The organism is bacterium, assembly GCA_026708015.1.
GTDB lineage: Bacteria > Actinomycetota > Acidimicrobiia > Acidimicrobiales > Bin134 > Poriferisocius.
The window spans coordinates 1-14,444 of the sequence record JAPOVT010000055.1 but is presented as its reverse complement, the minus strand read 5'-3'; the positions used below and the strand labels follow the sequence as shown (position 1 = coordinate 14,444).

The 14,444-nt window shown below is 65.9% G+C and carries 15 protein-coding genes; 13 read left to right on the top strand and 2 right to left on the bottom strand.

The window, feature by feature from the left end:
* The 11 genes from OXG30_13320 to OXG30_13270 form a co-directional block, all read left to right on the top strand.
* Positions 1–259: hypothetical protein (locus tag OXG30_13320; protein MCY4135872.1), on the top strand; the 259-nt coding region annotated here is incomplete at its 5' end.
* A 29-nt stretch (positions 260–288) separates the two neighbouring features.
* On the top strand, positions 289–1,059 hold the full coding sequence (gene dapB, locus OXG30_13315; protein MCY4135871.1) for a 4-hydroxy-tetrahydrodipicolinate reductase: 771 nt from the start codon (positions 289–291) through the stop codon (positions 1,057–1,059).
* Between the two features lie 4 nt (positions 1,060–1,063).
* Positions 1,064–1,819, top strand: coding sequence for an SURF1 family protein (locus OXG30_13310; protein ID MCY4135870.1), 756 nt, complete (start codon positions 1,064–1,066; stop codon positions 1,817–1,819).
* Positions 1,820–1,823: 4 nt separating this feature from the next.
* A complete protein-coding gene (locus OXG30_13305; GenBank protein ID MCY4135869.1) occupies positions 1,824–2,468 on the top strand; it encodes a MarR family transcriptional regulator in 645 nt (214 codons plus the stop codon).
* A gap of 9 nt (positions 2,469–2,477) precedes the next feature.
* Complete coding sequence (dapA, locus tag OXG30_13300) at positions 2,478–3,371, top strand: 4-hydroxy-tetrahydrodipicolinate synthase (GenBank protein ID MCY4135868.1); 894 nt, start codon at positions 2,478–2,480, stop codon at positions 3,369–3,371.
* A 29-nt stretch (positions 3,372–3,400) separates the two neighbouring features.
* The gene (locus OXG30_13295; GenBank protein MCY4135867.1) at positions 3,401–5,059 is read left to right on the top strand and encodes a ribonuclease J; all 1,659 of its coding nucleotides are present in this window, start codon (positions 3,401–3,403) and stop codon (positions 5,057–5,059) included.
* Between the two features lie 144 nt (positions 5,060–5,203).
* Positions 5,204–7,567 carry a DNA translocase FtsK gene (locus OXG30_13290; GenBank protein MCY4135866.1) on the top strand — a complete coding sequence of 788 codons (2,364 nt, stop codon included), beginning with the start codon at positions 5,204–5,206 and terminating at the stop codon, positions 7,565–7,567.
* Between the two features lie 30 nt (positions 7,568–7,597).
* A complete protein-coding gene (locus OXG30_13285) occupies positions 7,598–8,650 on the top strand; it encodes a sodium:calcium antiporter (GenBank protein ID MCY4135865.1) in 1,053 nt (350 codons plus the stop codon).
* A gap of 10 nt (positions 8,651–8,660) precedes the next feature.
* Positions 8,661–9,923, top strand: coding sequence for a 30S ribosomal protein S12 methylthiotransferase RimO (gene rimO / locus OXG30_13280; GenBank protein ID MCY4135864.1), 1,263 nt, complete (start codon positions 8,661–8,663; stop codon positions 9,921–9,923).
* Positions 9,920–10,501: a CDP-alcohol phosphatidyltransferase family protein gene (locus tag OXG30_13275; GenBank protein MCY4135863.1), complete on the top strand. Its 582-nt coding sequence runs from the start codon at positions 9,920–9,922 to the stop codon at positions 10,499–10,501. Before rimO ends, OXG30_13275 begins: the two co-directional genes overlap by 4 nt.
* Positions 10,502–10,532: 31 nt before the next feature.
* Complete coding sequence (locus OXG30_13270; GenBank protein ID MCY4135862.1) at positions 10,533–11,771, top strand: competence/damage-inducible protein A; 1,239 nt, start codon at positions 10,533–10,535, stop codon at positions 11,769–11,771.
* A gap of 29 nt (positions 11,772–11,800) precedes the next feature.
* Here OXG30_13270 and OXG30_13265 read toward each other — a convergent pair whose 3' ends face one another.
* Positions 11,801–12,577 carry a glucose 1-dehydrogenase gene (locus OXG30_13265; GenBank protein MCY4135861.1) on the bottom strand — a complete coding sequence of 259 codons (777 nt, stop codon included), beginning with the start codon at positions 12,575–12,577 and terminating at the stop codon, positions 11,801–11,803.
* A 1-nt stretch (position 12,578) separates the two neighbouring features.
* Entirely contained in the window at positions 12,579–12,983 is a 405-nt protein-coding gene (msrB, locus tag OXG30_13260; protein MCY4135860.1) for a peptide-methionine (R)-S-oxide reductase MsrB, read from the bottom strand.
* Between the two features lie 214 nt (positions 12,984–13,197).
* Between msrB and recA the strand changes: the two genes are divergently transcribed.
* Both recA and OXG30_13250 read left to right on the top strand, forming a co-directional pair.
* Positions 13,198–14,205 carry a recombinase RecA gene (gene recA / locus OXG30_13255; GenBank protein ID MCY4135859.1) on the top strand — a complete coding sequence of 336 codons (1,008 nt, stop codon included), beginning with the start codon at positions 13,198–13,200 and terminating at the stop codon, positions 14,203–14,205.
* 93 nt (positions 14,206–14,298) lie between these two features.
* Positions 14,299–14,444, top strand: a 146-nt coding sequence (locus OXG30_13250; protein MCY4135858.1) for a tRNA (N6-isopentenyl adenosine(37)-C2)-methylthiotransferase MiaB, incomplete at its 3' end; no start/stop codon positions are given.

Here is a 14,444-nt window from a genome sequence, read left to right as displayed (position 1 = left end):
CGTTCAGATGATCGGGGTGGCCGGGACCGCGACGATCGTCGGGATGACCGGGGTGGCCGTGGCGGCCGAGACCGCCGGGACTGGGACGGCCCTTCCCAAGCGGCTTCCTTCGAGGAAGACTTCGAAGCTCAGTTGCGCGATGAATTCGGCGATCTGGGTCCCAGCGGGGGCTCGCATCGTCGAGGAGGGGGTCGCGGCCGCGACCGGGATCGAGCACCACGCTAACCCCGCCCTCTACTTCGCAATCCAAGCCCGGTAGCCATTGCTTGGCCCTATATCGTCTCGTTCATGATCCAGGTAGGGGTATTTGGCGCGGGAGGCAGAATGGGCGCCACCGTGTGCGAAGCGGTGGCTTCCAACCCTGATTTGAATCTGGTGGCCGCGGTTGATCCCTACGGCGTAGGAGCGTCGGCCGGCGGTGTGGTTGCCGTTGCCGACCGCCAGGCAGTGGTTGACGCCGGTGCCGACGTGGTAGTTGATTTCACCATTGCCGAAGCGGCCCGGGACAACCTGGTCTGGCTGGCTGAGCAGCGAGTCCATGCCGTCGTGGGAACCACCGGGTTCACAGACGACGACTTTGAGCGATTCCAGGCTGCATTCGACGCGGCGGAACGGGCCTGCATCATCGCTCCCAACTTCGCCATCAGCGCGGTGCTGATGATGCGGTTTGCCGAGCTGGCCGCACCATATTTCGACACGGCCGAGGTCATTGAGCTGCACCACGACGCCAAGATCGACGCTCCGTCGGGCACCGCCCGGCTAACGGTGGAGAAGATGGCCGCCGCTTCAGAGACCTGGCCCCCCGATCCCACCGAGCACGAGATGCTGTCCGGAGTTCGGGGCGCCGAGGGTCCTGCAGGCATCCGGGTTCATGCCGTACGCATGAGGGGGATGGTGGCCCATCACGAGGTGATCTTGGGCGCCGAGGGCCAAACCCTGACCATTCGCCAAGACTCCACCGATCGGTCCTCCTTCATGCCCGGAGTCCTGACCGCGGTGAAAGCCGCCCCCGACCACACCGGGCTCATCGTCGGACTCGACGCCTTGCTGGACATTTAGTGGTGTGTCGTTCAGGCGCATATTGCTGAACATAGTGGTGCTCTTGGCCGTAGCCGCCATGGTCACCGCGGGTTTCTGGCAGCTCCACCGGCTGTCTGAGCGCCGGGATCGCAACAGCACGATCACCGACCGCAGCGAACTCCCTGCTGTTGAGGTGCAAAATTTGGTGTCGGGTGCCGACAGCTTCGACGTGGGCAACGACATCGAATTCCGCTCGACTCGAGCGATCGGGGTGTATCTGGCCGAAGGTGAGGTGCTGATCCGCAACCGCACCTATCAGGGCGCGGCCGGATATTGGGTCCTCACCCCGCTGCGGCTCCAATCCGGCGACACCGTGGCGATAAATCGGGGCTGGATCCCCCACGCCGCGGGCACTGGCGCTGCTCCCGCTGACTTCGCTCCCGCCACCGGCGAGGTACAGGTGGTTGGGCTGGTCCGGGCCACGGTCATCGCCGAGGGACTCCAGCAGTCGGACCCGTCAAGCGGGGTGCTGGCCGAGATGGCCCGACCCGATCTGGCCCGCCTGTCCCAACAGCTCGATGGCGCCCTGCTTCCGGTCTATGTGCAACTTCAGGCCCAGACCCCGTCCTCTGGCGATCTGCCTGTGCCCGTACCTCCCCCCGACCTGGGAGAAGGATCGCATTTGGCCTATGCCGTCCAGTGGTTCATCTTCGCCACCATCGCCGCCGTCGGCTATCCGCTGATCTTGCGCCGTTTGGGCCGTCCCGGCGACCGCGATCAAGACGCAAAAGTAGGCTGATCCGGTGTCGAATTCAGGAGAATCCATGCCGCGGGTGCTTCATGCCTTGCGCACCAAGGGCATGGCCGAGGTCGATGCGGTGGCTCATGCCGCTGGCTTGTCGGAGGACCAGGCGGTCGGCGCATTGGGCGTACTCGGCGAGCGGGGATGGGCCCGCTATCGGGACGGCAATCGGGCCAAGGGCTGGATGCTTCTGGGGGAGGGCCGGGCTGAGGCCGAGCGGTCGGCGACCGCCGAGATGGAGGCTTCCGGCCAGCGATCCGCGGTTTTCGATCTCTATCGGGCGTTCAAGGTCTTGGACCCCGAGTTGAAGCAGGCCTGCACCGATTTTCAGATACGCGGGGATCAGACACTGAACGACCACACCGACCCCGACTACGACGCGGCGGTCATCGCTCGGTTGGCTGAGATCAATCGGAGGGTCCAGCCGATCATGGCCCGCCTGACCGAAGCCCTAGATCGCTTCGGGCACTATGGACCGAGGCTCAACTTTGCTCTGAGCCAGGTGGTGGGCGGTGACATTAACTGGTTTACGAAACCCTCGCTGGATTCGTACCATGAGGTGTGGTTCGAGCTGCACGAGGATCTCCTGGTGACACTGGGAATTGATCGGGCATCCGAGCTGACCGCCGATTCCGCTGACGCGTAAGGAGAACCCATGGCTCGATTCGGCAAGGTGCTCACCGCCATGGTCACACCTTTTCGACAAGACGGCTCCCTTGATCTGGACACGGCTGCATCATTGGCCCAATGGCTGAGCGACAACGGAAGCGATGGGCTGGTCATCGCGGGCACAACCGGCGAGGCGCCTACGCTGACTCACGACGAGCAGATCGAACTCATCGGTGCCGTCGTGGCCGCGGTGGATATCCCCGTGGTGGCCGGAGCGGGCAGCAATGACACCGCCGCGGCGGTTGAGCTCACCGAGCGGGCCCAGGAGGCCGGGGCCAACGGCGTCTTGTCGGTGGCCCCGTACTACAACCGGCCCTCGCAAGCCGGCTTGGCCAAGCACTTTGCCACGGTGGCGGCGGCAACCGACCTTCCGGTGCTCATCTACGACATTCCCGTTCGCACCGGGCGCAAGGTGGACACCGCCACGCTGCTGGAACTGGCCCACGGCGAGGCCAACATCGTCGGGGTCAAGGACGCCGCCGGGGACCCCGCCGAGACCGCCGCCCTCATCGCCCAAGCGCCCGATGATTTCGAGGTCTACAGCGGCGACGACAGCCTCACACTGCCGCTGCTGTCGGTGGGGGCGGTGGGCGTCATCGGCGTGGCCACCCACTGGGCCGGCGCCGAACACGCCGAGATGATCGCCGCATTCGAGAAGGGCGACGTGGCGGCCGCCCGCCAGATCAACGCCAGCCTTATGCCTTCGTATGGCTATGAGACGGGGTTGGCCGCGCCCAACCCCATTCCGGCCAAGGCCATGATGCGCCTGATCGGGCTGCCGGTGGGCCGGTGCCGACCGCCGCTAGACGTCGAGCCCGACGGCCTGATCGAGGCCGCCGCCGAAGTGCTGGCCGGCACAAGACTCGGTGCCGATGGCTGAACCTGCGGTCGCATTGAGGATTTGCGCTTATGGCTGAACCGGTTCAGATCACCTTTCTGGGCGGGTTGGGCGACATCGGGAGGAACTGCGCGGCAATCGAGTCCCAGGGCGAGGTGCTCCTCTTGGACTGCGGCGTGCTGTTCCCCGATGAGGACATGCCCGGGGCCGACTTCGTGCTTCCAGATCTGGAATACCTGCGCGACCGAGCCGACCGCATCGTGGGCTGCATCTGCACCCACGGCCATGAGGATCACATTGGCGCCCTGCCCCGGGCGCTGGAGTGGCTGTCGTTCCCCGTGTACGCGTCGCCGTTCACCCTCGGGCTGATACGTAACCGTCTCGAGGAGCGGGAGGTGAGCGACCGCGCCACCCTCGTTCCCATCGGCGACCACGACCGAGTGCGCATCGGATCGTTCGACTGCGAATTCATCCCGGTCACCCACTCAGTTCCCTCAGGGTTGATCTCGGCCATTCGCACGCCGCAGGGGGTGATCCTCCATTCCAGTGATTTCAAGCTGGACTTGAACCCGGTGGACGGCCGCCGCACCGATCTCGCCCGAATCGGGGCCATTGCCTGCGACGAGGGGATTCGGCTGCTGCTGTGCGATTCCACCAACTCTGAGATACCCGGCAGTTCGCGGTCGGAGTCCGAAATCGGGGAGGTGCTGAGGAGAGTGTTCGCCACCCATCCCGACCGACGCCTGGTGGTGGCGGCGTTCTCCAGCCACATCCACCGGATCCAACAGGTGGCCGACGCCGCGGTCGAGTCTGGGCGCAAGGTGGCCACGCTGGGGCTGTCCATGAAGCGCAACTTCGCCCTGGCCCGAAAGTTGGGATTGCTGCGGCTGCCCGACCATGCGGTAATCGAAGTGTCCGATGCCGAGCACTATTCGCCCGGAAAGGTGTGCGTGGTGTCCACCGGTTCTCAGGGGGAGACCCGCTCGGCGCTGGCCATGGCCGCCACCGGCGACAGCCGCTGGATCGAGATCGGCCCCGACGACACCGTGGTGCTGAGCTCCAGCCCCATACCCGGCAACGAGGCTCGAGTCTCCCGCATGATCAACAGCCTGGTGTCCCGGGGGGCGAAAGTGGTCCACAGCGGCCAACTGGAGGTCCACACCACCGGCCACGGCAAACAGGATGAGCTTCGCACCCTGCACACCGTGGCCGACCCCGAGTACTTCGTGCCGGTCCACGGCGAGGTCCGCCATCTGGCGGCCCACGCCGAACTGGCCCTGAAGATGGGCATGCCATCTGATCGGGTGATCCTGGCCCGAGACGGCGAGCAGGTGGAGTTGAGCGACCGCGGTCTGGCCAACCGGGGACAGGTCACCTCCGGGGACTACTACTACGTGAACGGGCAGCTGATCGAGAGCGGCCGGGAGCTGTTCAGCGAGCGATTCATTCTCGGCGGCCAGGGAGTAGTCAACGTCGTGGTGGTATTGAGCCGCGATGAGGGTCGTCTGCTGGCCCGCCCCCGCGTGGAGAGCAAGGGCTGGGTGGGAGCCGACCTCGTCCGAGAATTCGAACTTGCCGCGGCCGACGAGGTGGAGGCTGCGGTGGAGGAGTATCTGGCATCGGGAGAAGACGACGGGTTGGAGCGCTTGGTTCGAAGGGCAACGGGCCAATTCGTCAACCACAACACCGGCCGCCGCCCCATGATCGTTCCCGTCATCATCGAACTCTGAGCGCCCTGTCGGCCCAAACCATTGGTTACTGGTGTTGTCAATGGTACGTTTGTGGTTGTTGTGGCTACCAAAACCGCTCAAAAGCCCCCTACAAAGCCCAGCGCAAAGTCCAAATCCAAGGCCGGAGCCTCATCGGATAGCCGATTGAGGCAAGCATCGGCCGCGGTCTGGGCCAGACACCGCGCCGATATCATCGCCGTGGGGTTCATCCTCGCCGGGCTGGTGGCGGCATGCGCCGTTTGGGCCGATGTGGCCGGACCGTTCGGCAAGGGCCTCCGGATCATGCTCGGCGCGCTCATTGGCACCGCCAGGTCCGCCATTCCGATTGCTTTGGTGGCCATTGGAGTTGTGCTGTTGCGGGGTCCCCGCCCCGACGACGAGGAGGATGTACAACCTGCTTCCGAGTCCTTCGACAAGAATCCCTACACCGACCCGGCCCGGGCCGACTTGGTGCAGGCGGTTCGCCTTGGCCTCGGCACCGCATTGACGCTCCTGTCGGTCACCGGCCTTCTCCACATCGCCATCGACCGGCCGGGCATTGAGGACTTGGACGGGCTGATGGGGTCTGGCGGCGCATTGGGATTGGCGTTCGGGGGCACGCTGGCCGCATTCATGGGAGTTTGGGGCGCCAGCTTGGTGGTGGGCGCGTTCGGCCTTCTGGGAATGGTGGTGCTCACCCGGGTGTCTCTGCGGGCTTGGGCCCGCCGAGTGGACGGGGCCAAGCTCAAGGCCGCCCTGGTTCGGGCTCTTCACTCCGCGACTGGCACACCCACGCCGGCCGAAGACCCCTCAGCACACCATCAGGGGTCCGCGGCGGAGGAGATTCTGGTCGAACCGGGGGTGCCCGACTCCGATGTAGTGGTCATACCCACTCCGCTCCCGGAACCGGAACCGGCGCCCGCTCCGGAGACCAGTGCGGCGTCTGAGCCCAAACCTGAGCCCAGTCCTCCTTCCCCCGACCCGGAGCCGGATTGGCGGGCACCGGCGATCGTGGGTGAGAAGGGGTCCAAGTCGTCGAAGTGGAAGCTCCCCTCGCTCAAGCTGCTGGGCGGGTCCGATCCGCAGCAGGTCAACCAGGATGAGGCCACCCGCAAGGGCGCCGCCCTCGAGCAGGCCCTGGCCGCTCATGATGTAGAGACCAAGCTCGTCGGCATGGTGATCGGTCCCACCGTGACCCGCTATGAGCTAGAGCTCGCCCCCGGGGTAAAGGTCAGCCGGATCACCAGTTTGAGCAAGGACATCGCCTATGCCCTGGCATCGCCCGACGTCCGCATCCTGGCTCCCATCCCCGGGCGCCAGGCCATCGGCGTGGAGGTGCCCAACCGCGACCGCCAAGTGGTGTCGCTGGGGGGGATACTGGCGTCGGCCGAAGCCCGCAAGGCCAACCATCCCCTAGAGGTGGCCATCGGGCGGGACATCAACGCCAAGCCGGTGATGATGGACCTGTCCCGGATGCCCCACATTCTCATCGCCGGGGCCACAGGAGCGGGCAAGTCGTCGTGCATCAACTCCATGATCACGTCGGTGCTCATGCGCTCCACCCCCGACCAGGTCCGTATGATCCTGGTCGATCCCAAGATGGTGGAGATGGCCCAATACGAGCATGTGCCCCACCTGCTCACCCAGCCGGTAGTCGACCCCAAGAAAGCGGCCAACGCCTTGGCCTGGGCCTGTCGGGAGATGGACCGCCGCTATGAGGTGCTGGCCTCGGTGGGCGTGCGGGATATCGACGGCTACAACGACGCCTGCGACCGGGGGGTGTTTGAGAACGATCGCAAATTGGGAATCGAAGAGTCAGAGCCCAAAGAGCGGATGCCGCTCATTTTGGTGGTCGTGGACGAGCTCTCCGACCTGATGATGGTGGCCCCCCGCGACGTGGAGGACTCCATCTGCCGGATCGCCCAGAAGGCCCGGGCGGTGGGCATCCACCTGGTGATCGCCACCCAGCGTCCGTCCATCAACGTGATCACCGGGGTCATCAAGGCCAACATCCCGGCCCGGCTGGCCTTTGCGGTGTCCAGTCAGACCGACAGCCGGGTAATCCTCGACCAGCAGGGCGCCGAGCGCCTGGTGGGCCGGGGCGACATGCTTTTGCTGAGCCCCACGTCTACGTCTCCCCAGCGCATCCAGGGTGCGTGGGTGACCGAGGAGGAGGTCCGCAAGGTGGTAGCCGCTTGGCGGCGCCAGGCCGCGGCCATGGAGCCTCCCCGCCCGTCCACCTCGGTGACCACCGATGGCGGAGACGGCGACGACGACCCTCTGGCCCCCGCGCCCTCAACGGCCACCAGCGGGGGCGGCGACGATGATGATGAGTTGCTGGTTCAGGCCATGAGGCTGGTGGTGGAGAGCCAGCTCGGCTCCACGTCGATGCTCCAGCGCAAGCTCCGGGTGGGATTCGCCCGGGCCGGGCGGCTGATGGATTTGATGGAGCAGCGGGGCGTGGTGGGGCCTTCGGAGGGATCAAAGGCCCGGGAGGTGCTGATGACCCCCGACGAACTCCCTTCATGAATGCTGATTGAGCGTCGGTAGTCTCAGATCGTGGCTTTAGCAGCGGTGCTTTTGGCGGGGGGTCTCCTCGTGCTGGCCGTGGGCGCCGACCAATTGGTGATCGGCGCGTCGCGGCTGGCCTTCGCCCGGGGCATCTCACCCATCGTGATCGGGGCGCTGGTCATCGGTTTCGGCACCAGTGCTCCGGAGATGCTGGTATCGGGCTTGGCTGCCGCCGACGGCAATTCCGACCTGGGGGTGGGGAACATCGTCGGCTCCAACGTGGCCAATTTGAGCCTGGTTCTGGGCGTTTCAGCCTTGGTGGCGGCGGTGGCCGTGGGGGGACGCTTCATCCGGGTGGCCAACAGCACGCTGTGGCGGGAGGGCGTGGTGTCGGTGGCCGCCGCCGGGTTGTTCTGGGTGCTGGTGCAGGACGGCTTCGAGCGTTGGGAGGGCTTCGTCCTGCTGGCGGCCTTCGTGGTGGCCATGACTGCCATTTTGTGGCGACCCGCCTACGACGTCAGCGCTCGCGATGTGGTCTACACCGACAAGCCGATCATCCAGCGCACCGAGTTGGTCCGCACCTTGCTGGGACTGGCAGCCACGGTGGTCGGCGCCCAGATGGCAGTGGAGGGAGCGGTGGACATCGCCCAAGAGGTGGGCCTGGGATCGGGTTTCGTCGGACTGTCGTTGGTGGCGTTCGGCACCTCGCTTCCTGAGCTGATCACCGGGGTGCAGGCTGCCCGCCGGGGCGAGGCTGACCTGCTGGTGGGAAATATCTTGGGCTCCAACACCTTCAACAGCCTGCTGGTGAGCGCGGTGGTGGCATTGGCAGGCCCCAGCCCGCTGGTCGACGGAAACCTCTCCGGTTTGGCGGTGTGGATCATGATGGGCATCTCGGTGGTCGCCTGGATGTTCATGTTCAGGGGCGAGGGCTTGGAGCGATGGTGGGAGGGCGCCTTCCTTTTGGCCGTGTACCTGGTATCGCTGCCGTTTCTGATCTCCGACCACGAAGAAGACCTGGACACCGCCCCGGTGGTCGAGGTGGTTGAGGTTGCTGAGGCGGTGCCTGTCGCTGGTGGCTCAGGCGTCATTTCCCCCTAGTCTCGGTACGGTGCGCCGGTTTTGGGTTGAGACGCTGGGGTGTCCCAAGAACCAGGTGGACTCCGACAAGATCACGGGTTTGCTGGTAGGTGACGGGATGGCCGCGGCCAGTGCCCCCGAAGAAGCCGATTTGGTGGTGGTAAACACCTGCGCCTTCATCGAGGAGGCCCGCCAGGAGTCGGTGGAAACGGTACTGGCGCTGCGCACGACAGCGGCCGAGGCCGAACTGGTAGTCACCGGGTGCATGGCCGAGCGCTACGGCGCCGAGTTGGCTGAAGCCCTGCCTGAGGCCGACCGGGTGGCCGGGTTCGGGGTGCCGGTGAGCATCGGAGCGAAGCCCTCTGATTTGCCCCGGCGACCGGTGGACCTTCCCTCGTTCGACTTGTTGAATCTGCCCCGGCCGCCTGCTGAAGCACCCTGGGCCTATGTGAAGATTGCCGAGGGATGCGACCGGCGCTGCGGGTACTGCGCCATTCCCAGCTTCCGGGGACCCCAGCGCTCCCGGTCGGCCGAAACCATCGTGGCCGAGGTGGAGGCGCTCGGAGTGAGAGAGGCGGTTCTGGTGGCCCAAGACTTGGCCTCCTACGGGCGCGACCAGGGTCAGGGGGAGCGGGGCATCATCCCTCTGGTGGAGTCGCTTCGCCAGCGGGTGGATTGGGTGCGCCTGTTGTACCTGTATCCGTCCGATCTCACCGACCCGCTCATCGAGGCCATCTGCTCCACCGATGTGCCCTACTTCGACCTCTCGTTGCAGCACGCTTCCCGGCCGTTGTTGGCCCGTATGCGCCGGTGGGGCGACGGCGACCGGTTTGCGACCCGTATTGCCGACATTCGCCAGCGCCGGCCCGAAGCGGTGTTCCGGTCCAACTTCATCGTGGGCTATCCCGGCGAGACTGAGGCCGACCACGACGCGCTGCTGGACTTTGTAGCCGATGTGGGCCTCGACTGGTGCGGGTTCTTCACCTACTCCGCGGAGGTGGGCACCTACGCCACCACCCTTGACGGTCAGGTGCCTGCCGAGTTGGCCGCCGATCGCCGCCGGGAGCTGGCCGAGGTCCAGGACGCGATCACCGCAGCCAAGCGTGACCAACTCATCGGCCGCGAGGTCGAAGTTCTGGTGGACGCCCCCGGTATTGCCCGCAGCTACAGAGAAGCCCCGGAGATCGACGGCATCGTCTCGGTGCCCGATCATTTGGCTGTCGGCCAATTCCACCCGGTGCGGGTGACCGATGCACTGGGTCCCGACCTGGTGGCCGAGGCGGTGGAGTCATGAGCCAGGTTGGGGCCTATTCCTGGTCAGATCTGCGCTTGACGGCCAACCTGATCACGCTGGGGCGGATACTGGTTTCGCCCCTGCTGTTTGTGCTGATTTTGACTGCCTCGGAGAGCGGGGGGACATCGTGGGCCGTTGTGGCCGTCGGCTGGGTGCTGGGCGCCAGCGACTACTACGACGGCGTGGTGGCCCGGGCCTCGGACAGCGTCAGCCGCTGGGGGGCCTTCTTGGACCCGTTGGCCGACAAGGTGATGATTCTGGGGGCGGCCTGGTGCTTTGTGGCCGTGGACCGCCTGTTCTGGGTTCCGGTGCTGATCATCACGGTCCGAGAGCTCTGGATGAGCGCTGCCCGGACCCGATGGGCTCGAGACGGCCTCTCGCTTCCCGCCCGCCACTCGGCCAAACTCAAGACCCTGTTGCAGGGCGGGGCTCTTACCGTGGCCGCGCTGCCACCGCTGGAGAACGTCGACTGGGCGGTGTCGCTGGCCATCTGGCTGGCGGTGGCCATAACCCTCTACTCCGGCTGGCGCTACTGGGCCGACGGGCGGGCCGGAGCCATTGCCGCCTCAGGCCGCTAGCCAAGGGCGGGCGGCGGTATAGCCTCCCAGCGTGAATTGTGAAGTAATCGCGGTGGGAACCGAGCTCCTGCTCGGCCAAATCGTCGACACCAACTCGTCGTGGATCGGCGAGCAGCTGGCGCTGGCCGGTATCGACTCGCACCACCAGGTCAAGGTGGGCGACAACTTCGATCGCATGCAGGCGGTGCTCAATCAGGCCTTGAAGCGCAGCGACTCGGTCATCATGTGCGGCGGTCTGGGCCCCACCCAGGACGACATCACCCGGGACGTGATCGCTGCGGCGTTGGGGGTGGAGCTGGTGCGGCGCGACGACATCGTGGAGCGCATCTCGACTGTGTTCGGTGGGCGGGGTCGGGCCATGCCCGAGAACAACCTGCGTCAGGCCGATGTGCCCGACGGGGCCGAGGTGCTGCCGGTGATGCCCGGCACCGCCCCCGGCTTCAAGGTGGAGACCGGCGGCAAGGCGGTTTACGCCGTGCCCGGCGTGCCCTGGGAGATGCAGCAGATGGTGGGGGAGTGCGTGCTGCCCGATCTCAAGCAGCGGGCGGGGATCACCGCGGTGATCAAGAGCCGCACCCTGCGCACCTGGGGCGATTCCGAGTCGGGCTTGGCCGAGAAATTGCACGAAGAGATCGAGCGGTTGGACGAGACCGGCGAGTGTACCATCGCCTTTCTGGCCTCCGGGATGGAGGGCCTCAAAGTGCGGCTCACCGCCAAGGCACCCAGCGAGGCCGAAGTGGGCGAGATCCTGGCCAACGAGGACCAGATCGTGCGGGGCATCATCGGCGACATCGTGTTCGGGGTGGACGACGAGACCATGGAGTCGGCCGTGCTCGACGCCTTGCGGCAGCGGGGGTGGACCCTGGCGCTGGCCGAGTCTCTCACCGGCGGTCTGATCGGCTCCCGTCTCACCGCAGTGCCCGGGGCCAGCGACGTGTTCCGGGGCGGTTTGGTGTCCTACGCCAGCGACGTGAAGTTCGATTTGCTGGAAGTGCCCGAGGGCCCGGTGGTGAGCGAGGAGGCCGTCACCGCCATGGCCCGGGGGGCGGCCAAGCTGCTGGGCGCCGATTGCGCCATCGCCGTCACCGGCGTGGCCGGCCCCGACCCCCTTGACGGCGAAGACCCCGGCACCGTGTGGATGGCCACCTTGGTCAACGGCGAAGTGGAGGCCACCCGGGTCAAGTTCCCCTTCGACCGCGAGCGCACCCGCCAGTTCACCACCGTCTCAATCCTCAACAACCTCCGCATGAGGGTGTTGGCCGGAAAGTAGGTCGCCCAGACAAATTGGCAGCCGGGCCGCTATACCTCGGGGTTGACGAAACCGGCGAGCATTCCGCCGTCGGCGATGAACTCGGCGCCGGTGCTGTAGGAGGAGTCGTCGGAGGCCAGATAGAGGGCCAGGCGAGCGATCTCGACGGGCTGGGCGGCCCGGCCCAACGGGAGCATGGCATAGACCGCCGCCTTTTCCTCTTCGGTAATGGCGTCGCCCAGGGCGTCCTGGGAGGTCATTGGCGTGTCCACTCCGCCGGGGTGGATGGAGTTGACCCGGATGCCGTGCTTGCCCAGTTCCAACGCCGCGTCCTTGGTCATGCCCCGCACCGCGAACTTGGAGGCGGTGTAGGCCACCGTGCCGCTGTAGCCGGTGATGCCGTTGGTAGAGCTGATGTTGACGATGGAACCGCCGCCGGCTTCGATCATGGCCGGGACGGTGTGCTTCATGCCCAAGAACACTCCCACCTGGTTGACGTTGATCACCTTCATGTAGTCGTCGAGTGACATGTCCATGAGCGACACGCCGAACACGAGGACCCCGGCGTTGTTCACCAGCACGTTGGGGGGTCCGTAGAGGCTGACGGTCTCGTCCACCGCCTTCTGCCACGCCCCCGGGTCGGTTACGTCCAAGGGGATGTAGTGGACATCGGGGCCCACATCGGTGGCTACTGCCTCTCCGAGGTCGTGGAGAACGTCGCCGAACACCACCTTTGCGCCCTCAGCGGCAAACAGCCGGACCTCGGCCTCGCCCTGGCCCCGGGCGCCGCCGGAGATGAGGGCCACTTTTCCGTTGAGTCTGCCCATGTCAGTTGTCCTCCATATCGCGATCGAGGCGGAGCGACGCCGAGTTCATGCAGTAGCGCTCGCCGGTGGGGTGGGGGCCGTCGGGGAAGATATGGCCCAGATGTGCTCCACATGATGCGCACGCTGCCTCGGTGCGGACCATGCCGTGGCTGCTGTCGGTGTGGCGGTCCACCTTGCCCTCGGCGACCTCCTCGTAGAACGACGGCCAGCCGGTGCCCGAGTCGTATTTGGTGTCAGAGGAGAACAGCGGCTCGCCGCACACCCGGCAGCGGTACATGCCCTCGTCCTTGCAGTCCCAGTACTCGCCGGTGAAGGCCCGCTCGGTGCCGGCTTGCTGGGTGATGTGGTACTGCTCGGGAGTCAGCCTCTGGCGCAGTTCCTCGTCGGTGAACGCGGTCTCAGACATGGGTGCCACCGTATCCGATTCTTGAAGCAAACAGGCAGGTTGGACCAGCGGGGTACTTGTGAAATTCGACCGCCGTAACTACGCTGATGTCATTCATCGGGGACAAACTGTCACTGGTCGTCTTTAGAGTGTGGCTCGACATTCCCCCTGCAAACTCGCAGCCGTAAAACTCTGACCTGAAGGAGGAGATGTGGAGCGAGACAAGGCACTAGAGATGGCCCTGGGCCAGATTGAGAAGCAATTCGGCCAAGGCGCCGTAATGAAGATGGGCGAGAAGGGCGCCATGGCCATAGAGACCATCCCCACTGGGGCGCTGGCTCTCGACTTGGCGCTGGGCGTCGGGGGGCTCCCCCGGGGCCGGGTGGTGGAGATCTTCGGCCCGGAGTCCTCGGGCAAGACCACCCTGGCGCTGCACGCCGTGGCCGAGGCGCAGCGGAACGGGGGGATCTGCGCGTTCGTCGACGCCGAGCACGCCCTCGATCCGATCTACGCCAAAGCCATTGGTGTGGACGTGGACGAGCTGTTGATCTCACAGCCCGACACCGGCGAGCAGGCCTTGGAGATTGCCGACATGCTGATCCGCTCGAGTGCGCTCGACGTGATCGTCATCGACTCGGTGGCCGCCCTCACCCCTCGGGCCGAGATCGAGGGGGACATGGGCGACACCCACGTGGGCCTGCAAGCCCGACTCATGTCGCAGGCGCTGCGCAAGCTCACCGCCAACTTGAACAAGTCCAAGACGGTGTGCATCTTCATCAACCAGTTGCGGGAGAAGATCGGCGTGATGTTCGGCTCTCCCGAGACCACACCGGGTGGCCGGGCGCTGAAGTTCTACTCGTCGGTCCGCCTCGACATCCGTCGCATCGAGTCCCTCAAGCAGGGGGTCGACGTGGTCGGCAACCGCACCCGGGTAAAGGTGGTCAAGAACAAGGTGGCTCCGCCGTTCCGGCAGGCCGAGTTCGACATCATGTACTCCAAGGGCATCAGTCGGGAGGGCTCGCTGCTTGATGTGGGCGTCGACCTGGACATCATCGACAAGTCCGGGGCCTGGTTCACCTACGAGGGCGAGCACCTCGGCCAGGGCCGGGACAAGGCCAAGGCGTTTCTGGGCGAGCACCCCGAAATCATGGTGGAGATCACCGAGCGGGTGTGGAAGGCGGTGAACCCGCCGGCCGAGGAAGAAGCGGAGCCAGTCGAGGACGCCGCGGCCCAAACCGGCTAGGAGGCCCGCAAACCGGTTAGTGGGCCACTGGAGGCCGACAGGTAGCCTGGCGGGGTGAGCCGCAGCTATTTCATCCGCACCTACGGGTGCCAGATGAACGAGCACGACACCGAGCGCATCGCCGGGCTGTTGGAGGCCGACGGGATGACCTCGGCCGACGCCATGGAGTCGGCCGACGTCATCGTGCTCAACACCTGCTGCATCCGCGAGAACGCCGACAACAAGCTCTACGGCCAGCT